This is a genomic window from Taishania pollutisoli (genome assembly GCF_014518315.1).
Lineage (GTDB): Bacteria > Bacteroidota > Bacteroidia > Flavobacteriales_D > Crocinitomicaceae > Taishania > Taishania pollutisoli.
Genome location: NZ_JACVEL010000001.1, coordinates 435,387 through 460,870 on the forward strand (window position 1 = coordinate 435,387; position 25,484 = coordinate 460,870).

At 41.4% G+C, this 25,484-nt stretch carries 24 protein-coding genes; 9 read left to right on the forward strand and 15 right to left on the reverse strand.

What is annotated here, in order from left to right; translation table 11 throughout:
• The first annotated feature begins 13 nt into the window (after positions 1 to 13).
• Positions 14 to 691 carry a tRNA (guanosine(37)-N1)-methyltransferase TrmD gene (gene trmD / locus H9Y05_RS01875; protein ID WP_216713346.1) on the forward strand — a complete coding sequence of 226 codons (678 nt, stop codon included), beginning with the start codon at positions 14 to 16 and terminating at the stop codon, positions 689 to 691.
• 172 nt (positions 692 to 863) lie between these two features.
• Here the strand turns inward: trmD and H9Y05_RS01880 are convergent, their stop codons facing one another.
• The 4 genes from H9Y05_RS01880 to pheT form a co-directional block, all read right to left on the reverse strand.
• Positions 864 to 1,550 carry a pseudouridine synthase gene (locus H9Y05_RS01880; protein WP_216713347.1) on the reverse strand — a complete coding sequence of 229 codons (687 nt, stop codon included), beginning with the start codon at positions 1,548 to 1,550 and terminating at the stop codon, positions 864 to 866.
• A gap of 61 nt (positions 1,551 to 1,611) precedes the next feature.
• Positions 1,612 to 3,552 (reverse strand): KUP/HAK/KT family potassium transporter, encoded by a 1,941-nt coding sequence (locus tag H9Y05_RS01885; protein WP_216713348.1) that lies wholly within the window; start codon positions 3,550 to 3,552, stop codon positions 1,612 to 1,614.
• 79 nt (positions 3,553 to 3,631) lie between these two features.
• Positions 3,632 to 4,768 (reverse strand): aminotransferase class I/II-fold pyridoxal phosphate-dependent enzyme, encoded by a 1,137-nt coding sequence (locus H9Y05_RS01890; protein ID WP_163490412.1) that lies wholly within the window; start codon positions 4,766 to 4,768, stop codon positions 3,632 to 3,634.
• Positions 4,769 to 4,783: 15 nt separating this feature from the next.
• Positions 4,784 to 7,309 carry a phenylalanine--tRNA ligase subunit beta gene (gene pheT, locus H9Y05_RS01895; protein ID WP_394366337.1) on the reverse strand — a complete coding sequence of 842 codons (2,526 nt, stop codon included), beginning with the start codon at positions 7,307 to 7,309 and terminating at the stop codon, positions 4,784 to 4,786.
• A 173-nt stretch (positions 7,310 to 7,482) separates the two neighbouring features.
• On the opposite strand from pheT, the gene H9Y05_RS01900 reads away from it, so the two are divergent.
• From H9Y05_RS01900 to H9Y05_RS01910, 3 genes are all read left to right on the forward strand, one after another.
• On the forward strand, positions 7,483 to 8,013 hold the full coding sequence (locus H9Y05_RS01900; RefSeq protein ID WP_163490414.1) for a hypothetical protein: 531 nt from the start codon (positions 7,483 to 7,485) through the stop codon (positions 8,011 to 8,013).
• 67 nt (positions 8,014 to 8,080) lie between these two features.
• Positions 8,081 to 8,392 carry a hypothetical protein gene (locus tag H9Y05_RS01905; RefSeq protein WP_216713350.1) on the forward strand — a complete coding sequence of 104 codons (312 nt, stop codon included), beginning with the start codon at positions 8,081 to 8,083 and terminating at the stop codon, positions 8,390 to 8,392.
• Positions 8,371 to 8,997 (forward strand): formylglycine-generating enzyme family protein, encoded by a 627-nt coding sequence (locus H9Y05_RS01910; RefSeq protein ID WP_216713475.1) that lies wholly within the window; start codon positions 8,371 to 8,373, stop codon positions 8,995 to 8,997. Before H9Y05_RS01905 ends, H9Y05_RS01910 begins: the two co-directional genes overlap by 22 nt.
• Here H9Y05_RS01910 and H9Y05_RS01915 read toward each other — a convergent pair.
• Both H9Y05_RS01915 and H9Y05_RS01920 read right to left on the reverse strand, forming a co-directional pair.
• Positions 8,994 to 10,334: a hypothetical protein gene (locus tag H9Y05_RS01915; RefSeq protein ID WP_216713351.1), complete on the reverse strand. Its 1,341-nt coding sequence runs from the start codon at positions 10,332 to 10,334 to the stop codon at positions 8,994 to 8,996. The two genes, H9Y05_RS01910 and H9Y05_RS01915, sit on opposite strands and share 4 nt — an antisense overlap.
• 9 nt (positions 10,335 to 10,343) lie before the next feature.
• Positions 10,344 to 12,227 carry a DUF4836 family protein gene (locus tag H9Y05_RS01920; RefSeq protein ID WP_163490417.1) on the reverse strand — a complete coding sequence of 628 codons (1,884 nt, stop codon included), beginning with the start codon at positions 12,225 to 12,227 and terminating at the stop codon, positions 10,344 to 10,346.
• Positions 12,228 to 12,435: 208 nt separating this feature from the next.
• Here H9Y05_RS01920 and H9Y05_RS01925 point away from each other — a divergent pair, with 208 nt between their 5' ends.
• Entirely contained in the window at positions 12,436 to 13,029 is a 594-nt protein-coding gene (locus H9Y05_RS01925) for a YceI family protein (RefSeq protein ID WP_163490418.1), read from the forward strand.
• Between the two features lie 60 nt (positions 13,030 to 13,089).
• Complete coding sequence (locus tag H9Y05_RS01930) at positions 13,090 to 13,707, forward strand: HAD family hydrolase (protein ID WP_163490419.1); 618 nt, start codon at positions 13,090 to 13,092, stop codon at positions 13,705 to 13,707.
• Here the strand turns inward: H9Y05_RS01930 and H9Y05_RS01935 are convergent.
• The 9 genes from H9Y05_RS01935 to H9Y05_RS01975 form a co-directional block, all read right to left on the reverse strand.
• Complete coding sequence (locus tag H9Y05_RS01935; RefSeq protein WP_163490420.1) at positions 13,704 to 14,696, reverse strand: LacI family DNA-binding transcriptional regulator; 993 nt, start codon at positions 14,694 to 14,696, stop codon at positions 13,704 to 13,706. The two genes, H9Y05_RS01930 and H9Y05_RS01935, sit on opposite strands and share 4 nt — an antisense overlap.
• A 29-nt stretch (positions 14,697 to 14,725) precedes the next feature.
• Positions 14,726 to 15,526, reverse strand: coding sequence for a M48 family metallopeptidase (locus H9Y05_RS01940; protein ID WP_163490421.1), 801 nt, complete (start codon positions 15,524 to 15,526; stop codon positions 14,726 to 14,728).
• Between the two features lie 10 nt (positions 15,527 to 15,536).
• A complete protein-coding gene (locus tag H9Y05_RS01945) occupies positions 15,537 to 16,193 on the reverse strand; it encodes a hypothetical protein (protein WP_163490422.1) in 657 nt (218 codons plus the stop codon).
• A 1-nt stretch (position 16,194) separates the two neighbouring features.
• Positions 16,195 to 17,649 carry an RNA polymerase factor sigma-54 gene (rpoN, locus tag H9Y05_RS01950; protein WP_163490423.1) on the reverse strand — a complete coding sequence of 485 codons (1,455 nt, stop codon included), beginning with the start codon at positions 17,647 to 17,649 and terminating at the stop codon, positions 16,195 to 16,197.
• A 584-nt stretch (positions 17,650 to 18,233) separates the two neighbouring features.
• Positions 18,234 to 18,653 carry a hypothetical protein gene (locus tag H9Y05_RS01955; RefSeq protein WP_163490424.1) on the reverse strand — a complete coding sequence of 140 codons (420 nt, stop codon included), beginning with the start codon at positions 18,651 to 18,653 and terminating at the stop codon, positions 18,234 to 18,236.
• A 3-nt stretch (positions 18,654 to 18,656) separates the two neighbouring features.
• Positions 18,657 to 19,037, reverse strand: coding sequence for a group III truncated hemoglobin (locus tag H9Y05_RS01960; protein WP_163490664.1), 381 nt, complete (start codon positions 19,035 to 19,037; stop codon positions 18,657 to 18,659).
• Entirely contained in the window at positions 19,037 to 19,321 is a 285-nt protein-coding gene (locus tag H9Y05_RS01965; RefSeq protein ID WP_163490425.1) for a hypothetical protein, read from the reverse strand. Before H9Y05_RS01965 ends, H9Y05_RS01960 begins: the two co-directional genes overlap by 1 nt.
• 69 nt (positions 19,322 to 19,390) lie before the next feature.
• Positions 19,391 to 19,831: an RrF2 family transcriptional regulator gene (locus H9Y05_RS01970; RefSeq protein ID WP_163490426.1), complete on the reverse strand. Its 441-nt coding sequence runs from the start codon at positions 19,829 to 19,831 to the stop codon at positions 19,391 to 19,393.
• 231 nt (positions 19,832 to 20,062) lie between these two features.
• Positions 20,063 to 22,258 (reverse strand): NADP-dependent isocitrate dehydrogenase, encoded by a 2,196-nt coding sequence (locus H9Y05_RS01975; protein ID WP_216713352.1) that lies wholly within the window; start codon positions 22,256 to 22,258, stop codon positions 20,063 to 20,065.
• A 227-nt stretch (positions 22,259 to 22,485) separates the two neighbouring features.
• On the opposite strand from H9Y05_RS01975, the gene H9Y05_RS01980 reads away from it, so the two are divergent.
• From H9Y05_RS01980 to H9Y05_RS01990, 3 genes are all read left to right on the forward strand, one after another.
• Entirely contained in the window at positions 22,486 to 23,715 is a 1,230-nt protein-coding gene (locus tag H9Y05_RS01980) for a gliding motility-associated C-terminal domain-containing protein (RefSeq protein ID WP_216713353.1), read from the forward strand.
• A 4-nt stretch (positions 23,716 to 23,719) separates the two neighbouring features.
• Positions 23,720 to 24,694 (forward strand): PorP/SprF family type IX secretion system membrane protein, encoded by a 975-nt coding sequence (locus tag H9Y05_RS01985; protein WP_216713354.1) that lies wholly within the window; start codon positions 23,720 to 23,722, stop codon positions 24,692 to 24,694.
• An 81-nt stretch (positions 24,695 to 24,775) separates the two neighbouring features.
• Positions 24,776 to 25,444: a hypothetical protein gene (locus H9Y05_RS01990; RefSeq protein ID WP_216713355.1), complete on the forward strand. Its 669-nt coding sequence runs from the start codon at positions 24,776 to 24,778 to the stop codon at positions 25,442 to 25,444.
• The last annotated feature ends 40 nt before the right edge of the window (positions 25,445 to 25,484 follow it).

A 25,484-nucleotide genomic window follows, 5' to 3' on the forward strand; every position in this document is an offset into this window, starting at 1 on the left:
TTAAATTTGTCTCATGCGTATTGATATTCTTACCATCTTACCCGAATTGATGAAAAGCCCTTTTTCGGCTTCCATCATGCAACGTGCACAAGATAAAGGCCACGTTGAAATTCACTTCCACAATATCCGTGATTATTCGACCAACAAGCATAAAAATGTGGATGACTATCAATACGGAGGCGGAGCGGGAATGGTCATGTCAATTGAACCTATTGCCCGAGTTATTGATCAGTTAAAATCAGAACGAACCTACGATGAAATCATCTACATGACCCCGGACGGAGAGGTATTGGAGCAAGGCTTGTGTAACCAACTTTCACTTAAGAATAATCTAATGATTCTTTGTGGTCATTACAAAGGGGTGGATGAACGGGTTCGCGAACATTACATTACAAAAGAAATTTCCATCGGTTCATTTGTTTTATCCGGTGGTGAAGTTGCTGCATCTGTATTGATTGATGCGATTGTACGATTGATTCCGGGGGTTTTGAACGATGAAACATCTGCATTAACGGATAGTTTTCAGGATGGATTACTTGCACCGCCGGTCTATACACGTCCACCGGAGTTCAACGGATGGAAGGTTCCTGATATTCTCTTGTCAGGAGATCCAAGCAAGATTGAAAAATGGCGGGAAGAACAAGCCTTCGAGCGCACCAAGCAAAGACGACCTGATTTGCTAGAGGAATAACGAGTGATCGAGAGGCCTTTTCCTCCCCCTTCATCCCCCTCCAAAGGGGGAAACAGATTTTCCTCAAAAAACAAATTTCCACATTGATTTTCAGAAGTTACTATCGAAAATTACTTTACGAAGAACGTATATTCCCTCCTTTGGAGGGGGATGAAGGGGGAGGACATGTGCCTCACTTCTTCGACAACGTCACCAATACCCGTTCAAACTCACTGGAAACGGGTGCTTTTAATTCTATTTTCTGGTATGTATGTGGGTGATTGAACGTCAATTCGGATGCATGTAATAACATGGTGTTCATCTGAAAATGTTCCAGCCAAAATTTGTTTTGTTTATTACAACCATGCGGACGATCGCCGATAATCGGATGAAAGATATGTGCAAAATGGCGTCTCAATTGATGCATTCGTCCCGTTTCAGGAGCTGCTTCCACCAGTGAATACCTGGAAGAAGGATGCTTCCCGAAAGGAATAGGCAATTCAAAGTATTCCAACGTTTTGAAATGGGTTACCGCATCCTGGATCGTGCCGTCTTCTTTTTTCAACGGATAATCAATCGTTTGTTCAGCAGGAGCATATCCGCGTAACAATGCTAAATATTTCTTATCTATCTCTCTGTTCTGAAATTTCTGTTGCATGATCCGGTCCGTTTCTTTATCTAGACTGAAGAGCAATATTCCTGCTGTTTTTCGATCCAGTCGATGCGCAGGATACACGGTTCTTCCCAATTGATCGCGCAATAATTGCAATGCAAATTCTTCCGCATCTCTTGCAATCGGAGATTGGTGAACCAATAATCCATGTGGCTTGTTAATGGCAACAATGTGCTCATCCTGGTATACAATTTCTAAATGTGTCATTATTTTATCTGAATTGTTTGATCGCCGGCATCGTAAAATTAAAGAGATTAACTGCTATTCTTTACTGCTTACGCGTCAGTTCCTCCAATGATGTAGGTTGATAAACTAACGGAACAGATTCAATGGACACATCGGAGCGATCCAGCCCGAATGCTTTCTCTTCTCTTTGCGACAAACGCTTCAACAGGAAATAGATTTTGAGAATCAGCGATTCTTTCAGCCGGAATTCATTGTCAACGGAAAGGTATTTCTCCATGATAATAAATTTAAAATCAATGGATGAATTGTATTTGGAAGATACATTGTTACGCAAGTGCATATTTAGTTCCTGATTGGCAATCAGGTCATCAATGATCTGCTGAAAGTACAGTTCCGTCTTCGGTTGAATCCGGAAACCGATGTTGAGGACAATTTTGATGACTTTATCATCCATTAATTCAAACACTTCGTAATTTAGCGTATAAGGTTCATTGGTCCGGTTAATGTGCAAAAACCAGTACACATCCGCCCGTTTTGGTTTCCTGTCAAAGATGGAATGAATAATCCGTTCTTCAATATTATTCCGGCTTTCAGCTTTTGAAAGATACACCAGGTGCGTTGCAATTTTTGGAATTTCTTTGTCATTGCTCAACTCCACTAATTTTTCGGAATGTTCTTTTAAGTCAACGTATTTTGTATAGCGAATGTTGATCTTTCGCGCGAAGTAGCTGGCGTACATGACCACAAAGAAGAGTCCTCCAATGAACACCGTGATGTAACCGCCTTCTTTAAATTTCAACGCGTTTGCCACGAAAAAGGAAAGTTCTATTACTCCGAACACAAGTAACAATCCATACACAATAAATTTGTTCCATTTCAATTTGTACATCAGGAAAAACGAAAGCAAATAGGTTGTCATTAACATGGCAAGGGTAATTGCAAGACCGTATGCAGCTTCCATTCGCGAGGAATCCTGGAAATACAGAATGACGATGATACATCCGACCCACAAAATAGCGTTGATGCTCGGGATATAAATCTGTCCTTTGGTTTCAGTGGGTTGTTTTACCGCCACACGTTGCCAGAAATTCAGGTTGATTGCTTCGTTGATCAATGTAAATGATCCGCTGATTAATGCCTGCGATGCAACCAATGCTGCTAATGTGGCAATAATAATACCCGGAAGCAGGAACCAGTCGGGAACAATTTCAAAAAACGGATTTTTTCCATGCAACATCGACCCGTTGTGTTGCAGCATCCAGGCTCCCTGTCCCAGGTAATTGGCGACAAGGCATGTTTTTACGAACCCCCATGTGAGGCGAATGTTTTCTTTTCCGCAATGCCCCAGGTCTGAATAAAGTGCTTCTGCTCCGGTAGTACATAAAAATACCGCTCCGAGCAACCAGAATCCGTTCGGGTAATTTGCCAGTAATTCATAAGCATAATAGGGATTCAAGGCTTTTACCACAGACGGGTTTACTGCAATCTGACTGATTCCCAGAATCAGCAATAACGAAAACCAGACGGTCATAATGGGGCCGAACGCATTTCCTACCTTCTGGGAACCAAAGCGCTGTAAAAAGAAAATAACGGAAATAATCGCAATGACAATGGGAACCACTGAAATGTGCTCCAGCCCTTTAATTTTGGTCAATCCTTCGATAGCTGAAGTAACGGAGACAGCGGGTGTGATCATCCCGTCGGCCAATAGTGCAGCAGCACCAATCATTGTAGGAACAATCATGTGTTTTCCATACCGCTTCACCAGGGAATACAATGAAAAGATTCCTCCTTCTCCCTGGTTGTCTGCTTTTAGTGTCAACCAGACATACTTCACGGTTGTTTGCAATACCAGCGTCCAGAATATACACGAAATTCCTCCCAGAACAATGGTTTCACTGACGGGTTTTCCCCCGATAATTGCCTTGAATGTGTACAACGGGCTTGTTCCGATATCTCCATAGATAATACCAAGGGCAACTAACAATGATCCAGCTGTAACTTTATTTATTCCGTGTTTCACTTCAAAAGTTTAAAAAACGCCGCAAATGTAGAATGAAATATAACTTAAAAATCGAAAAGCGGCATCTATTTTCTCAAATTTAACAATCAATCAAGATTTTAGAAATCAACCCCTTGATCTCCTTTTCCGTATTGAACGCATGAATGCACACCCGAATGGCTTCTTCTCCTTGTTTTACAGTCGGAGCAACAATCGCTTTTACCAAAAACCCGTTGGTTTGCAAACGATCTGCCAGTTCACGTGTTGCTGCTGCATCTCCGATGCGAATCATCTGAATCGGGGAATTTACTTCTGAACCGGTCACTATGTTTTGCTGTTCACACAAGTCGCGAAAATACCGAATGTTTCGGAACAGTTGTTTCCGGGATTCATGGAAGTCGTTTCTTCGGATCGACCGGCGAATGTGAGTAACAGCACTTTGAGGAAGTGCTGTTGTATAAATAAATGAGCGACTGTAATTGACCAGGTATTCCCGTAACTCACCGGAGCCTATAACGACTGCCCCGTGACAACCAAATGCTTTACCAAAGGTCACAATACGGGCAAAAATGCGGTGTTCACATTCCAGGGCTACGGCAATTCCTTCTCCCGACTCACCATATACACCTCCCGAATGCGCTTCATCCAATAAGAGATAGGCGTTGTATTGTTCGCACAGTTCAATAATACGAACCAGTGGAGACATATCCCCTCCCATGGAATAAAGTGACTCAATACATACAAACCTGACCCCGTTCTCCCCCGGGTTTATCTGAAGTTTCTTTTCTAAATCGGTAAGTGAATTGTGTTGAAATCCATAGCTTTTTGCAAATGACAGGCGGATTCCATCCCGCATACTGGCGTGGATGTGCTCATCGTAGATAACAATATCATTTTTTTGAGGCAGGCAGGATAGCACTCCAAGGTTAGCGTCGTAGCCGGAATTGAACAATAATGCCGCCTCGCCTTTAAAAAAAACTGCTAACCCGCACTCGGTTTGTTCTGTATAATCGCTGTTTCCCGAAATCAGCCGCGAACCAGTACTTCCGCCTGTTTCAGCAATAGCACCGGATGTAGTTCGTGCATATCCCAGGTAATCATTGGACCAAAAATCCACTCCTGACTGATCACACAGCAGAGAACGAAAGGTTTCGTTTGCCTTCCGCTGTTCCAATTTTGATCGTATCCGGGTATGTAAATCCATCTGGTGATTCACTGGTTGCTCTGTTCGTTTCAACAGCAAGTTATTTTCTTATCTCAGCTCCGCTCCCAGCTGCTCTTCCAGTCCTTTGCGAATCTTATTCATCACGGTATCAATCTGTACATCCTGTAATGTTTTTTCAGCATCCTGGAACACAAATGAGACAGCGTAGGATTTTTTACCTTCCGGAAGGTTCTTACCTTCATAGACGTCAAACAACCCGACTTCTTTCAACAGGTTTTTATCCGCATTGCGGGCAATTTCCTCAATACTTGAATAGGTAACGGCCGTATCCAGCAGCAATGAGAAATCTCTCTTCACAGCAAATGTTTTCGGCAATTCCTTGTATATAATCTTGTTCATTTTCAACGACGAAAGAATTGCATCCCAATCCAGGTCAGCGATAAACACATCGTTCTTCACTCCGAATGCCTTTTTTAACTTCCCGGAAATCAATCCGATTTCCCCGATTTTTGTTTTCAAAAGGTACAGTTGAACTCCATCCAGCAATTCTCCCTTTTCGATTGCTTTCTCTTTGAGAAATTTCTCTAATCCTAATCGCTTTAACAGAGCAACAACGATTCCTTTCAGGCTGTAAAAACTATGTATATCGGATGCGTCATTCCAGTTTTCAGCATATTTTTTCCCTGTAACAGCAATGAGTAAACGCTTATTTTCTGTGTATTGCGCGTATTTATGGTATACTTTTCCAAATTCAAACAACCGCAAGTCGGAATTTTGACGGTTCTGGTTGTGTTCCACCATTTCCAGCGCATTGAAGATCAATGACTGACGCATCACATCCAAATCATTGGAAAGCGGATTCAGAATCGGAACATTGTACTCCGGCTTCAGAACTTCCCCTCCTAATTTCTCAACATAAACTGATTTTGTCAGGGAATTGTTCATCGTTTCGTGAAATCCTTTCCCGACCAGGAACTCACTGATTGTTGCTTGTACGTTTTCAAGATCCGGTTTCGGGAACACACTTACTGACATATTCATTTTTTCGGGAAGCGGAATGTTATTGAATCCGTAAATTCGCAATACTTCTTCAATTACATCCGCTTCGCGCGTCACATCTACGCGGTACGCAGGTACAATCAGGATCGCATCGGCTCCATTTACTGAACGGATTGTAATATCCAGGTTATTTAAAATAGCATCTACCGTTTCTCTTGGAAGTACGGCACCAATCAATTGATTGCAACGTGTGTAATTGAACGGAACTTCCCGATCCGTTACGGTGGAACCGACAATTGTTTCACTCATTGCTACTTCTCCACCGGCAACTTCCAGGATCAATGAAGCACAGCGTCTCAATGCATATTCTGTCAACGCAGGGTCAACCCCTCGTTCAAACCGGAAAGATGCATCGGTATTTAGTCCGTGCTCTTTGGCTGTTTTGCGGACAGAAACAGGATTGAAATACGCTGATTCAATAAATACGGTTGTCGTGGTATCTTTTACTCCTGAATCCAATCCTCCGTAAACTCCGGCAATACAGAGGTTTTTATCTCCGTTGGTGATCATCAGGTTCGTTTCTGACAAGGTGCGTTCAACTCCGTCCAGCGTGACGAATTTTTCTCCGGATGTCGCTGTTTTCACAACGATTTTCCCGTTCAATTCGGCAGCATCAAATGCGTGCAGTGGTGTTCCCAATTCTCTCATCACAAAGTTAGTCACGTCCACAATATTATTAATCGGGGATAACCCGACTGCTCTCAATCGTTTTTGCAGCCACGCGGGAGAAGGTTTTACTTCGACTCCTGAAATGGTTATCCCAGCATATTTCGGGCACAATTCGCTGTTTTGCACTTCAATCGACACAACTGCTGATTGGCTTTTTGCTTCCAGATTTTTTAATGCCGGAAAAGTCAAGGTCAGTTTTTTTCCGTTGTGAACATTCTCGTATGCAATGTAATCACGAACAACGCCGATATGTCCCATCGCATCTGCGCGATTGGGTGTTAAACCAATTTCAATGGTATAATCGTCTTCCAACTCAAATACAGTAGCGGCAGGTGTTCCCGGTTCCAGGGAGTCATCCAGTACCAAAATACCGTCATGTCCTTTTCCCAGTCCCAGTTCATCTTCTGCGCATAGCATTCCAAAGGACTCAACGCCGCGAATTTTCGATACTTTGATTTTAAATGCTTCTTCGGGTGTCGGGTACAACGTTGTACCAACTGTTGCAACAACTACTTTTTGTCCTTTCGCAACATTGGGTGCACCACAAACAATTTGCAACAGTTCACCGGCACCGATGTTTACTGTTGTTACTTTCAGTTTATCGGCATCCGGATGTTGCTCACATTCCAGTACTTCGCCAACGACAACTCCTGAGAGCCCTCCTTTGATGGCTTCCATTTTTTCAACTCCTTCCACCTCCAGGCCTGTATCCGTAAGAATTTTGTCCAGTTCTTCCGGAGTTGCTGTAATTGTTGTGTATTGCTTCAACCAATTGTACGAAACTTTCATTGTCTTTGATAATTGCCGTTTTACTACTTGTATTTCTAAAACTGCGAAGTTACGATTATTTGAAGAATGTTGAATTATGAATGTTGAATTATGAATGTTGAATTATGAATGTTGACTGGTCAATTATCAATGCTTCAATTATCAAATGTAGAAAGCTAAACTTCAGGAGGTGTAAACTGAATAACTGATCTTTCTGATGAAAAGATGATTTACCGATTTTGTCATGTGTTAACTGTATCGTACCTTTGTCACCTTAAAAAAATGGTCGCGTGAACGTAAAACAGATTATCGAATTGTTAGCTTCTTCGGATGAAAAGCAGGTAAAAAAAGCATTAAGCGGATTAAAATCGGATGGAGATGCAACGGTCATTGTGCCGCTGGCAGAATTATTATTGAAAGACCGGGAGACAGGAAACCATCAAAAAGAAATTCTGGAAATTTTTTCGAGTTTAAAAGACACCTCTACGGTAGATACGATGATTGAAGTAATCCGTGACGAGCATTTCTTACCTGTACGCCAGCTATTGCTTTCAACGATCTGGAATACATCTCTTGACTACACCAACTACCTTGCAGATTTTGTATTGATTGCTTGTGAAGGTGATTTCCTGGAGGCATTGGACTGTCTGACGATTTTAGAAAACCTGAACGGTGAAATCGAAGAGCGTCATATTCTGGAGGCACAATGGCACTTGAAAGAATACCTGGAAGATCCTGCTCCGAAAGAAGAACGAAAAGCACAAATCATTTCGGAAATTGCATTGTTTATCAAAGATGCCGATCAACAAATCGATGGATAATCAATTGATTGTGTAACATTTCTCACTTTTGGGGGTTATAGTTCATAGAATTCAACTCTTTATTTCTATGAAAACATATTTATTTTCTTCCGCTGTTATTCTGATCGGATCGGGAATCGTATCCCTCACACAAACAAGCAAGTTACCAGCGCTATCAAAGGTTAACAAACAGGTCAACGAACAATTCGGCTTTGTACCCTCCGGTTTAGTGAAGCTGGATGCTGACACTGTTTCTGTACAATCCTTTTTAGTTTCCAAAACGGAAGTAACCAATCTCGACTATCGTTTGTTTTTGAAAGATTTGATTGCAACTGGTGAGCATGAAAAATACGCGGTTGCAAAAATTGATTCCTTCAACTGGCTAAAGGGAAAGCATTAAACGAAAAATATGCACATTATTACCACAATCACCCAGCATACGAAGACTATGCTGTTGTAAATATTTCCAGAGAAGGAGCACAACTCTACTGTGAATGGTTGACTGAAAAATACAATGCGCTTCTGCCTTCAGATCAGCGAATCACATTCCGACTTCCTTTAAAAACAGAGTGGATTCGTGCAGCATGCGGTGATAATTTGAATGCATCTTATACCTGGGGCAAACCTTATGTCAGAAATTCCCAGGGGCAGTTTCTTGCAAATTTTGTTCGTATCGGTGAAACATCAATTGCCAGAAATGAAAAGGGTGAATTTGTAGTCGAACCTGTCTATCCGGACATCAATGATCCGGAAGATCTGGCAGATATCATTGCTCCTGCAAAATCATACTGGCAAAACGGATTCGGGATTTATAACATGAACGGTAATGTAGCAGAGCTACTCAAGGATCAAAACGAAGTAATCGGAGGATCCTGGTATGATGCTCCCTATGATATCCGTAATCAAAGTACAAAGGCCTATACCGGTTCTTCAACAACTGTCGGTTTTCGTGTTGTCGCTACAGTCAATCCATCTGAATTGACCTGGTTCAAACAAAAAAATTAGAAATTATCGGTTAAGTTTTTCCGGGAAAAGATATGCTCCATACTAAAACTTAAGTTTCCGTAGAATTCGAACGTTTTCAAACTGTCGACCATTACCGTGTATTGAGTTCCTCTGTGGGTCCAGGTTACGTATGATTTTTTTGATTCTACCATCTTCGGGGGAGCCTTCGCGGCGTAAAATGTGTGGGAAAAATCTTTGTTCTCCATGAAATTCAACGGGGGCGATAACAATAAGTGATATTTTCCTTCCTGTTCCGTTAAAAACCCCTTTGATTTAATTACTTCGAGAAAATTCAGGGATTTTTCTTTCAATGAATAGTTCAGAGCAAATCCGGGAACTTTTACCTGGCGTGTTTTCACGACTTCTGTGACATTGAAATCCTCATCCAGTTCCGATTCAATAAATTTTTCATCGATGTTGATCCATCCTCCCTGTTGAAATGATAGGTCTCCGTTCCAATACTTCATAAATTCCTTGAACGGAAAGCGAATCCGGGCGCTCTGCCGGATGAGATATGTGTATAATGGATGCTCCGGATGTTGCTGAAGGTATGTCGGGTCCAGGTGAATGGAAATATTACTTTTTGTAAATTCTCCCTGGACAAATCCACTGCCTTCATTTTTTAATTTAAACGGCAATGTGTCTTTACTTGCCAGGTAGGCGTAGAAATAGACATGCGTAGAGTCGAGAACCGGATACGCAATTGCCTGATCAATGCTGATCTGTTGAAAGTCGTCCAGCCGGGAATACAAAACCATGCTTTTATTGAGGTAACGTTGCTGATTGATCAGCTCAATCCAGGTGGGTGATACCTGATTGGTTTTTGCTTCAGTAATTCTGCGAATGTGTTGTTTCAGCGAATCTCCCTTATAAAAGCAGATGTAGTCATTTCCATAGAAAACATACGAATCAAAATCCTGAATCTTGTATACCTTTTGTTTGGCGACATGCATTTCCTTCACATCAAAAAAGTGCTTCAGTTTCTCAACTCCCTGGTTCAACTTTGTACTATCATTCAGTTCTGCAAGAATACCGAATTCTCCGTCTTTATTTGCAAAGAAGTACATGGGATTCTGGATGTATATTCCGTACGCTTTGGCCTGGGAGAGGATAAATTCAGGAGACAAGAAGTCGCGGTAAGGTACTTTGTAATAATAGAGCATTCCGCTCACTTCTTTTGCCAGCCGGATGCAATCAGCTGTTGCCATAAAATCGGCATCCGGAAGCCGGTCTTCCAACGACGGTGGTTCCTCCGGCCTGCTCAGGTACGGATTCACAACTAAAAATGCACCGAACAATATTGCAAGTACAAAAATGAACGTCAGTTTGCGCATCATCGGAACAGCCTATTTTGAAATAAGGTAAATACTGTTTACAAAGTCTAAAATATACTTACTGGAATTTTCAAAAGAACCTTCAAACGAATAGATCAAATCAAATTTGGTGTGTTGCTTTGTCGTTTTGCTGGAGGTCAGTTTAATCATTCCTCCTTTTCCACGCATCGCGTCTACAATTTCGTTTTGTTCTCCGGTGAACATGTCTCTCGGAAGGCGGTCGATGGTTTTCCCCCAATCAACTTCAGCATACATGAACCCATTGGACTTAATTTCTTTTGCTTTCTTCCCGGTAATGGCATTCGCACCATATCCATTCGAATGATTAACTGCCAGATCTTCGTCATTCGTAATGATAAACAATCCGTTTTTATTAACGAAATAAAGCGGAGCTGATTCCATTACAGCATCGTAAAACACCCAGTGATCATTTACCTGCTCAATCTGGGAAGTTGCGCGACTCAATCGTTTCAGTATCTTCTCTGCAATGTCAGGTCTGTCTGTTGAAAATCCGAGCGTAAAAATCGGCATGTCCTCTTCCGCCTCGACCTCTTGTTCGGTATATTCCCAGGTTTCTTCATCGTAATCGAAAATGATTTTTTTGGTCTTCACTTTCTTAATACCGTTGAAGGTTCCGAACATACTTCCTTTGTAACTTCCGAACAACGCATCTTTATTGATGTATTCATCCAATAATTCAAGCACCAGCAGGTTCATTGTTACCTGCATACTTTTTTCTTTTTCCAGGATGGGAACAATCACATCGTATGCTTGCTCATACGCTTCCCTCAAATTGATGTTGTAGGTGAAAAATGCAGAATTGTCTTTTTGAATGTACTTCAAAATGTTCTTGTCAAACTTGGAGTCGTTGAGTTTTTGATATACCGATCCCAATTTTTCTCCGTAATTCGAAACCACTTTAAACTGAATGTTTTTTTCATTCAGGAAGATATCGCCCACAATGACATTCCCGGTATACAAGTCTTTCAATTCGGCATACAGTCCGGGAAACATCGTTTTCATGTACCAGAAACTTTGATTCTTTTCCAGGTTCCTGGAGTTGTCAAGATAGAACACACCGTCTGATGTACTTTTTAACTGGTTTGCAAAACGAACATCCGCGTTAATGAGGGATTCATTTCTGAGAAACAACCCGTCTGTGAGTTCTTTCAAATAGGTAATCTGCAATGAAAAAGAGACACTGTCCCGCAATTCCCAATATGTTTTACCAGACACAATGTCTTTGACTTCTTCAAACACATATTCTCCGGGCTCCGTGATGGTATCTTCAAATACGATTTCTTCGTTAATGATCTCCTCTGTTTCGACATCCAGGATGTTTTCTTCCACATTATCAATCATGAACTCATCGTCATAAGCTCCCCAGTAGTAGTCATTTCCACGGGCATACCAGATGGAATCCGCCACATCTGAAATACGATCGTGTAATGGCTCCACGCGAATCAGCAAACCACTGTTCCCTTTGATGATCAACTGGTTGAAATAAGAACTGTACCGCTCCACAGAGGGATAACCGGATTGCTCCTGCTCGAAGTCGTCAAAAACAGTGAATAATTTCTCTTTGTCAGAAATCCCGAATGTAAACCCGGAGATTTCATAATCGTATGTCTTTCCGTAAAACACGTTTAATTTCTGATTGAAATCAATTCCGGCTTCCTTGATCGACTTTCCAGCTGTAGAACCATCAAATAATTCTTGTTGAATGTCAATCATAAAATCATACTGAATCAGTTCATCCAGCGAAACCTTCTGAAAAACAGACATATTATTAATGCTCAATACCGTTACTGCATCTTTAGGAATCAGATCCTGTGACTGTTGTCCGAAAGCAGAATTAAAAATCAGCGTGATGCCAAGTAAAGCCAATTGCTTCATAGAAAGATAAATTATGCTGCAAAGCTAATTAAAAATAACAATACGAGCGTTTTTTCACTTACACGAAAAATACTGTTATTTATTGAGGTTGTATTCTTTAGAATATGTGAAAAATGGTTAAAAAGAATAAATTTGAAAATTTTCAATAAAATTATTTACCATGGTATATTGTTTAATTGTATATTTGCCCCAGTTAAAATTCAAAATTATGAAAAACCTAAATTTATTTTTATTCGCAGCCGGAGCCGCTTTGCTTACGGCATGTGGTGGTTCTGAGGAAGCAGCAACTGAACCGGTAGTAGCTAATTATACACTTGATGCAGCAGCGTCTACATTGGAGTGGAAAGGATACAAAAAAGGGAACGAAACAGGTGAACACGGTGGTGTGATCAGTTTTTCAAAAGGTTCTGTTGAAACAACTGACGATGTAATCACTTCAGGTGCATTGACAGTAGATATGAACTCTATCAAAACAACAGATCAGTTGCCTGCTCCGATGGGAGACACATTGAATGCGCACTTGAAAGGTGGTTTTTTCTTTGATGCAGCTCAATTCCCGACTGCAGAAGTAACTGTTGGAGAGTTGAAAGACGGTAAATTACCAACTACAATCAAAGTTACAGGTGTTGAATTTACACAAGACGTTCCGGTTTCTACGAAAGTGGAAGGAGATAAATTGATCGTTGACGGTACATTTACATTTGATTTTGAAGGAATCAAATCGCAAGGATTTGCTGATCAGGGAGGAACAAGAATCGTCCCTCAGATCGATTACAAATTGCACCTGGAATTGAAAAAATAATTTTCTTTCAATAGTTTACACGGAAGGTCGGTTTTTGCCGGCCTTTTTTATTTTTGTACCATGGAATTAATTAAATTGATCAACACATATGATGTAGTCATCTTCGATTTGGGGGGAGTGGTGATTGACCTGGAATATACAGCTACAACCAGAGCATTTCAGGAGTTAGGATCTGAACAATTCGAAGAATTATATTCTCAGGCATTGCAGACAGATCTGTTTGACCGTTATGAAACAGGGGCTATATCCAGTCTTCACTTTATCAACAAATTAAAAGAGTTTCTGCCGCGCGATTGTTCCCCCAACCAGGTTGTAGCGGCATGGAATGCGATGATCAAAGCGTTTCAACCTGAAAAATTAGCGTTCCTGGAACAATTAAAGACCACTCATACGATTGCCTTACTAAGCAACACCAATGATTTACACGAAGACCGTGTCAGAAGAAGCTTGAAAAAGGTAACGGAGCGACCACTTGAAGATTATTTTCATCACACGTTTCTGTCGCATCATCTCCAGTTGCGGAAACCACATCCGGAGACATTTTTAAGTGTCTGTGAAAAGATGTCTGTACGCCCGGAAGGTGTTTTATTCATCGACGACAGTATTCAGCACATTGAAGGGGCAAAAAAAGCAGGGCTGGCAACTTATTTATTCCCTCAGAACGCTGCTTTTCACTAATGTGACTTTCGGATCACCAGTTCACACTTACGCAGGTCGTGTTTCCCGGGTTTATGACTTTCTTTCAATCGGTCGAATAAACGATCAACCGCATGGATTCCGATTTCCACAATCGGTTGGCGAAGCGCAGTAATCGGCGGGTCAACAAATGCGAATGCTTCATCGTCATCAAAACAGATCATTCGTGCCTGGGTTCCCAACTCAATTCCATTGTTTTTTAATCCTGCAAGGATTTTCAATACAACGACATTATTCAACACCAAAAAGGAATCAAATCCTTTTTCAGTCAGCGATTTGATTTTTTTATCCACTTGTTTCGGGTCTGTCGGAAGTTGCACCAGCTCCATTGGAATTCCCAGTTCTTTACATGCTGCTTCCGCTCCCTGAATGCGTTCTTCCAGGGTAATTACCATACTGTTGCTTTTCAGTACAACGGCCAGTTTATTGGGTTGTTTGGAAAAACTATAGACCAGTTTCTTTGCTTCTTTAAAGTTGTCCACACCTACAAAGTCAGCATTTTCATCACCTTGTCTGTCTGCAAATACAACGGGGATATGTGTTTCATGCAAAATAGGAATCAACGAATCAATCCGGTTGCTCGGAGAGATGATCATTCCGTCGACTGAACGCTGAAACAATTCCCGCATGAGTATTTTTTCCAGTTCTTTGTCTTCATCCGTATTTACGATAAAGACATTGTATCCCTTCTTGTGCAGTTCTTCCTGGATGGTTTTACACAATTCTGCATAAAAAGGGTTGGAAATATCCGAAACAACGAGTCCGACGGTTTTTGTTTCCCCCTGCCGCAGGCTTTTGGCGAAGAAATTGGGGACATACAGCATTTCTTTAGCCGTGTCCTGAATCAGTTTTTGTTTTTCCTTGCTGATGTTGAATTCATCCCCCTTTCCATTTAAAACAAATGAAACGGTTGCTTTCGAAACTCCGACTGCTTTTGCGATATCTTCCAGTGAGGTTCGTTTTGTCTTCATTGAGTGTGAAGTATAATTAGGTAAAAAATCTAAGGGAGTTTACTAAGCATTGCTTTGTATTCTGCTGTATAGGATTTATTTCCTGTACAACCTTTTATCGTTTTTTGATTGTGATAATTTTCTATTCTGTTATCCGGGTTCGGATGCGTACTCAAAAACTCAGGTGTTTTAGAACCTCCGGAAGCCTGAATTTTCTGAAAAAATCCCGCACCTCCGTCTGCATTGTAGTCCGTTCCGCACAAATAGTGTACAGAACGTTCATCGGCTTCTGTTTCATGGTTTCTGGAGAATTTCAATCCGATCAGTCCCGAAGTAATTGTTTTAATAGATTCTCTGTTGCCCGCAATGACATCCAGCAAGGTTTGAATTCCATACATCGTTGTCATCTGCCGGGTTGAGTGACGCATATCCGCATGGGCAATTTCGTGTCCGAGAACTCCGGCGAGCTGGTCTTCAGACTCCAGGAATTTTAAAATTCCCGTGTAGACATAAATGTATCCGCCCGGGGTACAGAATGCATTCAGTGTTGCATCATCATGAATCACTTGAATTTTCCAGGAGAAGTCATTTTTCAGGCTCACATTCCCTGAATTTAATATCTTATCTCTTACTTTATAGATGTACTGGTAAACAGACGGGTATTTTGTTGAATCGAGAATCGGGTATGTTTTCGGATCTGCAGCTATTTCAGCTGCTACCTGAGCTCCAAGTTCTTTGTCCTGGCTAACGGTGAATAAGTTAATTCCTTTCCCTGTTCCTTTACTACCGGAACCGCAGCCTGCCAGCATTGATGCAGTAAGCACACCAGCAAAAACGACACTACTTTTCATACGTTTTAATTTAGAAATAAAGAGTAATCATAAAATCCGTAATGAATGTAATAAAAAAACCTGAAATAAATCCAATTATTAATTCACTATTTGTATGTTTCTTCAATGCGATTCTTGAAGCGATTACAAATCCCCCCAAAACACACGCACTACATACCTGCCAAATTCCTATCAAAGATTGTTCCAAGTAATACGAAAATAAGAATCCCAGCAAAATTCCGACCCCGGCAGCATGCAAACTAATCTTGAATTTCAAATTGATAATCAAAAAGATAACAGCGATAAAGACACCTGAAAATGCCAATGAAAAAAGATGTACGGATAATGTTACCTGGCTGTTGAATTTGAACAGTAAGGTCAGGAGCATTGCTGCATAAACACCCGACAACAACAAGGGTGTAAATCGCTGTTTCTGGTTGTCCAGTTCAATTGAATCAATTTGTTTGGTAAGTCGTAAAATCAAAATAGAAACAACGGGAAACATCCATCCGAACAATGCAAATGAATTAAAGAAAAATCGCTTAACCGATGGATCCAGGTAGTAAAGTGCGTTGACCTGTGTATAAAAATCAAGTTCGGTAGGTGTGTACAGAACAATTGTCAATGCAACCAACGGCATTGACAACGGCATAAAAATCCATGAAATAACACGGAAGAATTTTTCCATTTTACAGTTCTTTTCTCAATCGGGCTACAGGTATATTGAGTTGTTCCCGGTATTTTGCGATTGTTCTACGGGCAATATTGTACCCTTTTTCATTCAGCAAATCCGCCAGTTTCTCATCTGTAAGCGGTTTTCTTTTTTCTTCTCCTTCGATCGCATCCGACAGGATTTTCTTTACTTCCCGGGTCGACACTTCCTCTCCCGAATCTGTTGACAATGATTCTGAAAAGAAATACTTGAGCGGGAAAATTCCATAATTGGTTTGTACGTATTTACTGTTGGCAACACGTGAAATCGTTGAAATATCCAATCCTACCGTATCGGCAATATCTTTTAGAATCATGGGGCGCAATTGCGTTTCATCTCCCGTCAGGAAAAATTCGCGCTGGTACTCCATGATGGCAGTCATTGTGAGTAAAAGTGTATTTTGCCGCTGCTTGATTGCATCAATAAACCACTTGGCTCCTTCCAGTTTTTGTTTTACAAACTGCAATGCCTCTTTATCGGATTTACTCGTTTTTGCACCTTCCGAGTAGCTTCTGAGCATATTCTCATATCCTTTGCTCAACCGCAGTTCTGGAGCATTTCGCCCGTTAATTGTCAGTTCCAGCTTCCCTTCAAATTCTGTCACCATAAAATCGGGGATGATCTGCTGCATATTTTTAGCAGCTTCTTTCATTGATCCGCCCGGTTTTGGATTGAGTTTAATGATCTCGTCAATTGCTTCTTTGAGGTCTTCTTCTTCAATCTCCAGTTTTTTCTGAATCTGTGTATAGTGTTTTTTTGTAAATTCTTCGAAGTGGTCTTCCAGGATTTTTTTGGCGGTAAATTTAGTAATATCACCATCCTGCTTCCGGTTGATCTGAAGGATCAGGCACTCCTGTAAATCACGAGCACCGACTCCGGCCGGATCCAACTCCTGGATTACTTTCAACACTGCTTCTACTTCTTCTTCCGTCACCATCACATTCATGGAAAACGCCAGGTCATCCACAATGGCTTCCACTTCCCGGTTCAGGTACCCCGAATCATCCAGGTTTCCGATCAGTACATCTGCGATCAGGAACTGTGTATCGTCCAAATCGACCAATGTCAGCTGATCCATCATCCGTTCCTGGAACGATTGTTCTCCGGACAACGGTATCACCCGCTCCTCGTCATCCCTGGAATGGTTGTTAACCTGTGTTTTATAATCCGGTGTATCGTCATCAAAATAGTCCGAAATATCAAAGTCAACATCATCGTTGCCAAATTCGTCCTCTCCTTCGAAATCGTCCTGTGCATCAAAATCATCCTCTGATTCATCATTCCCTTCTTCCAATGCCGGATTTTCTTCAATTTCCTGTTTAATGCGCTGGTCTAACTCCATAGTGGGTACCTGTAGCAACTTCATTAGCTGAATTTGCTGCGGAGACAACCGTTGCTCCAGCTTTTGTGACAGATGTTGTTTTAATGCCATGCTTTTTAAAAGTAGATAAATCTTTGTTCAAAGATACGGCAAAACTTTTATTTTCATGTTTTGTTGGACAAGTTAGCTGGGAAAACGGGATTTAATTTTCGCAAGTCTCTTGTTTCTATGGTTTCGAATACAAAAAACACGGCGCAAAAAAAGCCATCTGTGTGCTCAGATGGCTTTTATGTTTTCCTTTGGTAAGAAATTAATTCAGGTGAATTAATATTTTCTGTTTTTTGACCGTTTTTACATCCAGTGATTTACTGTAGTTAAAAATGGTATTCAAAACTGATTGACTTGGTCCGTTTTTTTTCTCCTTTTTTACAGGAGCAATTGAGGGTAAACTATTTAACATAGGCGTTCATTTATTTTGGTTCCTATTGAAAGAAACGAAACAAATTTATGTTTATTGTTTAACTCCTTTATTTAATTATGCAAAAATAATGATTTTCTGTTAATCATGAGACCCATCCGTTTAGTAATATCCATTAAAAAAAATCAAAAATCTAATTATCAATAAGTTATTGTTGAATTATTTTCCGGGGAACAATTCTTTTGATTGGTGTTTAAATCCGGACTTCCGTTGATGATTATGCGAGAAACAGCAGAACAAGTAAACCTACTTTCAGCAACTCCAGCAACACGTAACCAATATGGTAACGGGACGGCTCTATCGGAATATTATTGAGCAACATGGCCGCACGCCTGTCCATTGCAGGAAGCATCCAAAAAGTCTGTACAACCAGCACAATCAATAACCCCGTCATTGCGGTCATCCCCTGTTGTTCAAGCAAATTGACATTGACAATAAAAAGTAGCGTTATCAACAGAAAGCAACACCATTCCACCCGGTTTAATGCTTTGAACACCAACCGTCCGATTCCCACTCCCAATGATCGGTTGATCCCGGGCGCCTTAAATTTCAACCACGATTCCATGAAACTGATTGCACCGACAAACCCCAACCAGATACCTGTCAGTAAAGCAACAATTAATGACCCGGATACCATACTTTAAATTAATTGATGTGCTTTCAGGTAAGCAATTTTAGATTGAAAGATAGAAGCCATCCGTTCTCCCTGTTTTTTCGCCTTCTCTGCACGCTCCCCCTCAAACAGCGAGTCTACTGTACGATGAAAAATCCCGATCCATCTGGAAAAGTGTGTTGTATCAACAGGCATCTGAGCATGTGGAGGAAACGGAGCCCCATAATAGGTATGCTCATCCAACAAGATCGTTTGCCAGAACCGATACATTTTTTCCAGGTGTTCTTCCCACCGGTCTTGAATAATCCCTTCAAAAACGGGACTTAAAAGACCATCTCTCCGCACATTTCCGTAAAATTCATCAACCAATAGCCGGATGTCTTCTATTTTTTCAATATCCTGTTTCATCATTCCATGAAAATATTGGCTACAATTACTGCAGCGTTTAAAACCAGGCCAACATAAAAAAAGATCAGGCACAGTTTTGCAGGAATCTGGGCGATAAACGCCGCATTAGAAGCCATTGTAACAATTGCGCATACAACCAACCCCAGGTAAAAATGGTTCTCTATCGAATACATTGCCCCAATGGAACCAAAGCAACTTAAAAATGTCATCATCAATGTCATTGCACCAAAACGAGACACTTCAAACCAACTTGCCTGCCGTTCAAACCAACTTACATTTTCCATATTTATTGAATTTAAGATAAAAAAGTCGTAAATAAGTATATCACTTAGTAATTTCTCATTTCTTTCATTTTATGCCTGTCTGATCAATCGCGTAACTCCTTCCTGCAAACCAACTGTAAGATCATAAACACTTGTTTCCTGCAGTACTTTTTTCAGATTCGACCGAATCTCGACAAACTTATCATGCAACGGGCAAGGTTCCAGGTGACTGCATGACTTTAAGCCAAGTGCACACCCCTCAAACAATTCGTCCCCGTCAATCGCTGTAACAATATCGCTTACGCGAATTGCGTCCATCCGGTGCTTTTCTATATAGAATCCACCATTTGGGCCTGTCTGAGACTGTACGATGTTCCGTTTTACCAACGCTCCCAAGACTTTAGCTGTAAATGCTACCGGAGAATCTGTGTTTTTTGCAATATCTCCGATTTTTACACGGTTGTCATTCAATGATTGGGTCGCAATATAGATAATCGCTTTAATCCCATACTCACATGCTTTTGAGAACATCCTACTTTCTGTTTTATGAAACAAAAATAAACATATTTTTTATTTAAGACAAAAACATCTTAAATAAAAACCGGTATTGCCTCAAAAATGTGTGTAATCGCTTTTATACCGACTGTGTCACCTGAAAGAGACATTGCACCGGGAAAAAAAAGCACACACACTACCGTCAAAGGATTTAAACGAAAAAAGGACAGCTTTCGCCATCCTTTCTCCTGTTATTTTATTGTGAGATTACAATCCTGCAATCGCTGCGTTCAGAGTCGCACTTGGTCGCATTGCTTTTGCAGCCAACTCATCATTTGGGAAATAATACCCGCCGATGTTTTCTGCCTTCCCTTGCGCGCTGATCAGTTCGTCATTGATTGTTGCTTCATTGTCCGTCAGTGTTTTTGCCAAAACAGCAAACTGGTTTGCCAGTTCCGCATCTTTCGTCTGGTTTGCCAATGCCTGTGCCCAGTACAGTGCCAGGTAAAAATGGGATCCACGGTTATCGATTTGTCCCACTTTACGTGCAGGAGATTTATCATTCGCCAGGAATTTCTCCGTTGCTTCATCCAATGTTTCCGCCAGCACCAATGCTTTCGGGTTGTTTTGTGTTTGCGACAAATGCTCAAAAGAAGCTCCCAGAGCAAGGAATTCACCCAGCGAATCCCAACGCAGGTATCCTTCTTCCAAAAATTGCTCTACGTGCTTCGGTGCAGAACCTCCCGCTCCTGTTTCAAACAGCCCTCCTCCGTTCATCAACGGAACGATGGACAACATTTTGGCAGATGTTCCCAACTCCAGAATCGGAAACAGATCCGTCAGGTAATCACGCAATACATTTCCGGTCACGGAAATCGTGTCCTCTCCTTTTCGGATGCGTTCCAATGAGAATTTCGTTGCATCTACCGGATTCATGATACGGATATCCAGTCCTGTTGTATCAAAATTCGGTAAGTATTTATTGACTTTTTTAATGATTTCTCTATCGTGTGCTCTGTTTTCATCCAACCAGAATACAGCCGGAGTAGCAGATAAACGCGCTCTGTTAACAGCCAACTTTACCCAATCCTGGATCGGTGCGTCTTTTGTCTGGCACATTCTGAAAATATCCCCGGATTCTACAGCCTGGTTAAAGAATACATTTCCTGCAGCATCCACCACACGGATTGTTCCATCTGCTTCTGCCTGGAATGTTTTGTCGTGTGATCCGTACTCTTCTGCTTTTTGCGCCATTAATCCGACATTCGGAACTGAACCGATTGTTTTTGGATCCAATGCCCCGTGTTTTTTACAGTCTTCAATTGTTGCAACGTACACACCGGCGTAAGAACGATCCGGGATAATCGCAAATGTATCCTGCTGCTTTCCTGCTGCATCCCACATCTGTCCGGAAGTACGGATCATTGCAGGCATAGAAGCGTCTACAATCACATCCGAAGGGACGTGCAGGTTGGTGATACCTTTATCTGAATTCACCATTGCCAGCGCAGGTCCGTTGGCAATTGCAGCATCGATCGCCGCTTTTACTTCTGCTTCTTTTGCATTCCCTGCAATTTTAGCATACACCTCTCCTAATCCATTGTTTTTGTTAATTCCCAACTCTTTGAACAGGTCGGCATATTTGGTAAATACGTCCTTGAAATATACTTCTACAATCGCTCCGAAAATAATCGGGTCGGAAACTTTCATCATTGTTGCCTTCAGGTGGGCTGAAAGTAAAACACCTGCTACCTTCGCCTCTTCAATTGTCTGAGCAACAAATGCTTTCAATGCATTGATATTCATCACAGAAGAATCAATTACTTCTCCTGCTTTCAATGGAGACAATCCCTTTAATTCTTTTACTGCTCCGTCTTTTCCTACAAATTCAATTTTGAACTGTGTATCATGGTCAACCGTTAGTGACTGCTCCGTTCCATAAAAATCACCGTTTGTCATGTGCGCCACTTTCGTTTTGGAATCTGCCGACCACGCTCCCATTGAATGCGGGTTCGCTTTTGCATAATTCTTAACTGCTTTCGGAGCACGGCGGTCTGAATTTCCTTCGCGCAACACAGGATTCACAGCCGAACCGAGTATTTTGGCATATGTCGCTTTGATTGCTTTTTCTTCATCTGTTGTTGCCTCATCCGGATAGTTGGGAATAGCGTAACCTGCTTTTTGCAATTCAGCAATTGCACCTTTCAACTGTGGGACAGATGCAGAAATATTTGGTAATTTGATAATGTTTGCTTCAGGACTCAGCGTCAGTTTTCCTAATTCTGACAGGGCATCGGGATAGTCTGTAAAACTTGATAGAATTCTTCCTGCCAACGAGATATCTCTCAATTCAACATCAATATTTGCTTTATTTGCAAATGCCTGCACTATTGGTAAGAATGAATAGGTTGCCAATAACGGTGCTTCATCTGTCTTTGTGTAAAAAATCGTCGATTTGCTCATTTTTGAATGTGTTTTAGTAAAACTGTGATTTTGCAGTATCTATAAAATTGTACGCGCGACAAATTTAATGGAACAAAACAGATATACAAGGTATTTTTAGTCAAAAGTGTGCTAAAATTTGAAAAAAAATGCGTTCCCATAACACTGAAAACGCCTGTGTTTTAACAATTCGATTTCCTCCGTTAAATTTAAATCTTTTACCTTTGCCGTTCATTAAACTTGTATCTATGATTCTAAAAAAGATCAATCACTGGATATTACTATTATTCACTCTCTTTCTTTTTCTCTTCGATTCGTTTTCCTGCACCATTGATGTCGTTATCAATCAAGGAAATTCCGTTTCACTTTGTCCCGGAACTCCGGACGGATTGACAGCCACTGTCGGATATGTCAATTATACCTGGAGCGGAGTCGCTGCGGGAACAGGAAATACAGCAACTGCAACAGGTAATGGATGGGTGTATATAGATGCAGAAGACAATGTTGGCTGCATTTCCAGGGATTCCATTCTTGTTTCCCTCTATCCCGATCCGAATCCTGTCATCTCTTCGAGTGAAGGTCTGAACATCTGCCCTGCCATTAGCGGTTCAACATTGAGTCTGAATCAGTCGTTCACAAATTATACATGGAATGACGGATCAACCAGTCCTACTTTATTCATCACCGAATCCGGATCATATGAAGTTGTTGTAACAGATGCCAACGGATGTAAAGACTCGGCCGAAGCAACCATCAATTTTGTTGAATTCAGTCTGGAAGCCATTGGAGGCACAACCGTTTGCTCCGGTTCTTATTTGCTATTGGAAGCTGGTGGCGGTGATGTGTATGCCTGGTCAACAGGTGAATTTTCTGAGGCAATTGTCGTTGCACCACAGCAACCTTCCACGTATTCCGTCACGATCTATAAAGGTGCATGCTTTCAAACATTGTCCCTGGCAATTGATATTGCAGAACTACCTGAATTTTCAATGCCCGATACGATCTTTGTACTTCCGGGACAAACCGAATATGCCTACGGACCTGCAAATTTTGATACTTATTTATGGTCACCTGCGGAAAACATTACCGCTACAACGGGATCAAGCACCGGGTACACGGGAACTACATCCGGCAATGTTACGTTGGTCGCTACCAGCAACACATTGGGGTGTTCGATGACACACACCACCCATTTCAAATTAATTGACTTAACCATTCCACAGGGATTTTCTCCCAACGGAGACGGTATTAACGATGTATTTGAAATACCTGAAATATATGAATTCACAGCGGAGCTGAAAGTCTGGAACCGATGGGGTGACGTCGTGTTTGAATCGGACAGGTACCTGAACAACTGGGACGGTACGTGCAGAACCAGCTTGTGCATGGGAGGCGATACATTACCGGAAGGAACTTATTTTTATACATTAACAATAGACGGACACCGATTTGACGGCTACCTTACGCTAAAACAATAAGAAAATGAGACGATTTTTACTCGCAATCATCTGTATCTCCGGATCTGTAGCGTTTGGTCAGACCAATGCGCGCTTTTCTCAATTCAATGTTGCAAAAGGATTGCTAAACCCGGGAGCAATCGGTGTAGAAGCACGAATTTCTGCGGAATTAATCTACCGGACGCAATGGACCGGACAGGAAGGTGCCCCTTCCACCGTTGGGTTTATCGGTGCCTATGAAATTAATTCATCGCATGCTGTGGGAATTTCAGCAATCAATGACCGTGTGGGGATCGCCAAATCAACAGGAATCAATGCCGGGTACGCCTATCGGATTTATATCAATGACGAGCAATATTTCGCGTTGGGCGCAAGTGTCGGTGTACAGAATGTCAACAATGATTATTCCCGTTTGTTCCTGATCAATCAAAACGATCCTGCTTTTATGCAGAGTTTCAATCAATGGCGATTCAATGCCGGGTTTGGTGTGTATTACAACGGACCGAAAATGTACATCGGTTATTCGATTCCATCGTTGATGAACAATATTCACACAGGACCAAATAACGGATTCAAAGTAAATAGGTGGCATCATTACCTGGCAACCGGATTCTACCTGTCGAACAGCAGCGGAAGTTATATTTTCAATCCGTGTATCCAGGTTAAATTCGTTCCCAACTCTCCGCTACAAGGAGATTTGATGCTTCGCAATATCTTTCACGGAAGAATGGCATTCACAGTCGGTTACCGGTCTGAAAATGCGCTTGCCGCAGGGTTTGACATCATGATCTCCAACGTTGCGCGGATCGGATACAATTTCAATTACAACCTTGGTCGTTATTCACAATTCATGGCAACTTCCCACGAAGTCTACCTGGGAATGGGATTACCGTTCTATTATGAGACCAATCGATTCGGTAAACGACAGTACACAAACAAGAAGCAAAGTTTCTCCAACGATTACAAAAAAAGAGCACGTAAGCTAAACAAGAGAAGGTAGGTAGCTGATCACCACTTTAATTTTAATCGAATGAAATAATTTTTTCTATTTTTATTCGTTGTAAGTCAAAAATATAAAACTATGCGTAGACTATTCTTCTCTTTTACTTGTGCGTTACTTGCATTCCAGGGAATTGCCCAAAAAGATAATCATTCGAAATTTGCGATCAAATATTCTCCCACGCAATTAATCATGGGGGAATTACATTTTGCGTATGAACAGCGGATCGCCCGGCAGTCAAGTATTGAGATTGGTCTGGGACCTACTGTGTCTGAAATTGGGTTGACTCCTGTAATTTTTGAAAACATGTTTGGATCCTATATGGGGTGGGGAAAGGAAAGTGGTCTTGGATTTTTCGGGTCATTGGCATTCCGTTACTATCCGATTTCAGGATTGGCAACAGCTCCGCGAGGATTGTACATTGGTCCGGAATTAAAATATAGATTGTACAATACCAAGTATGTCGATCAGATGTATGGATTGGGGGAACGGATTGGAGCTACAACACAACTCTCATTTAAGTTCTACACCGGTTTCCAATTCTGGTTGGGAAATAAATTCTCCATGGACGTGTTTACTGCTGTAGGAGTTGGTAACACAAGTCTGACCAGTCATTACGGAAATGTCGTTTACAATCAGGATACCGGAATGAATGAGTATTTCTGGGACTCGAATACACGTTCGCGCGTATTCTTTACAGGTGCATTCGGGTTTAAATTCGGGATCGGAGGGACACGTAAAGATCAGTAAGGAATCAGTCATTATACTGTTAGGTCGCCTCAAAAGGGCG

Excerpts from the sequence above, each read along its gene's own strand:
- H9Y05_RS01920 (WP_163490417.1), bottom strand. The coding sequence starts at position 12,227 with ATGAAGCAATTGGCTTTACTTGGCATCACGCTGATTTTTAATTCTGCT.
- H9Y05_RS01990 (WP_216713355.1), top strand. The coding sequence starts at position 24,776 with ATGCGTAGACTATTCTTCTCTTTTACTTGTGCGTTACTTGCATTCCAG.
- H9Y05_RS01960 (WP_163490664.1), bottom strand. The coding sequence starts at position 19,037 with ATGAAACAGGATATTGAAAAAATAGAAGACATCCGGCTATTGGTTGAT.
- H9Y05_RS01915 (WP_216713351.1), bottom strand. The coding sequence starts at position 10,334 with ATGATGCGCAAACTGACGTTCATTTTTGTACTTGCAATATTGTTCGGT.
- H9Y05_RS01965 (WP_163490425.1), bottom strand. The coding sequence starts at position 19,321 with ATGGAAAATGTAAGTTGGTTTGAACGGCAGGCAAGTTGGTTTGAAGTG.
- H9Y05_RS01905 (WP_216713350.1), top strand. The coding sequence starts at position 8,081 with ATGAAAACATATTTATTTTCTTCCGCTGTTATTCTGATCGGATCGGGA.
- H9Y05_RS01935 (WP_163490420.1), bottom strand. The coding sequence starts at position 14,696 with ATGAAGACAAAACGAACCTCACTGGAAGATATCGCAAAAGCAGTCGGA.
- H9Y05_RS01930 (WP_163490419.1), top strand. The coding sequence starts at position 13,090 with ATGGAATTAATTAAATTGATCAACACATATGATGTAGTCATCTTCGAT.
- H9Y05_RS01955 (WP_163490424.1), bottom strand. The coding sequence starts at position 18,653 with ATGGTATCCGGGTCATTAATTGTTGCTTTACTGACAGGTATCTGGTTG.
- H9Y05_RS01940 (WP_163490421.1), bottom strand. The coding sequence starts at position 15,526 with ATGAAAAGTAGTGTCGTTTTTGCTGGTGTGCTTACTGCATCAATGCTG.
- H9Y05_RS01925 (WP_163490418.1), top strand. The coding sequence starts at position 12,436 with ATGAAAAACCTAAATTTATTTTTATTCGCAGCCGGAGCCGCTTTGCTT.
- H9Y05_RS01970 (WP_163490426.1), bottom strand. The coding sequence starts at position 19,831 with ATGTTCTCAAAAGCATGTGAGTATGGGATTAAAGCGATTATCTATATT.
- H9Y05_RS01985 (WP_216713354.1), top strand. The coding sequence starts at position 23,720 with ATGAGACGATTTTTACTCGCAATCATCTGTATCTCCGGATCTGTAGCG.
- rpoN (WP_163490423.1), bottom strand. The coding sequence starts at position 17,649 with ATGGCATTAAAACAACATCTGTCACAAAAGCTGGAGCAACGGTTGTCT.
- H9Y05_RS01980 (WP_216713353.1), top strand. The coding sequence starts at position 22,486 with ATGATTCTAAAAAAGATCAATCACTGGATATTACTATTATTCACTCTC.
- H9Y05_RS01880 (WP_216713347.1), bottom strand. The coding sequence starts at position 1,550 with ATGACACATTTAGAAATTGTATACCAGGATGAGCACATTGTTGCCATT.
- trmD (WP_216713346.1), top strand. The coding sequence starts at position 14 with ATGCGTATTGATATTCTTACCATCTTACCCGAATTGATGAAAAGCCCT.
- H9Y05_RS01975 (WP_216713352.1), bottom strand. The coding sequence starts at position 22,258 with ATGAGCAAATCGACGATTTTTTACACAAAGACAGATGAAGCACCGTTA.
- H9Y05_RS01945 (WP_163490422.1), bottom strand. The coding sequence starts at position 16,193 with ATGGAAAAATTCTTCCGTGTTATTTCATGGATTTTTATGCCGTTGTCA.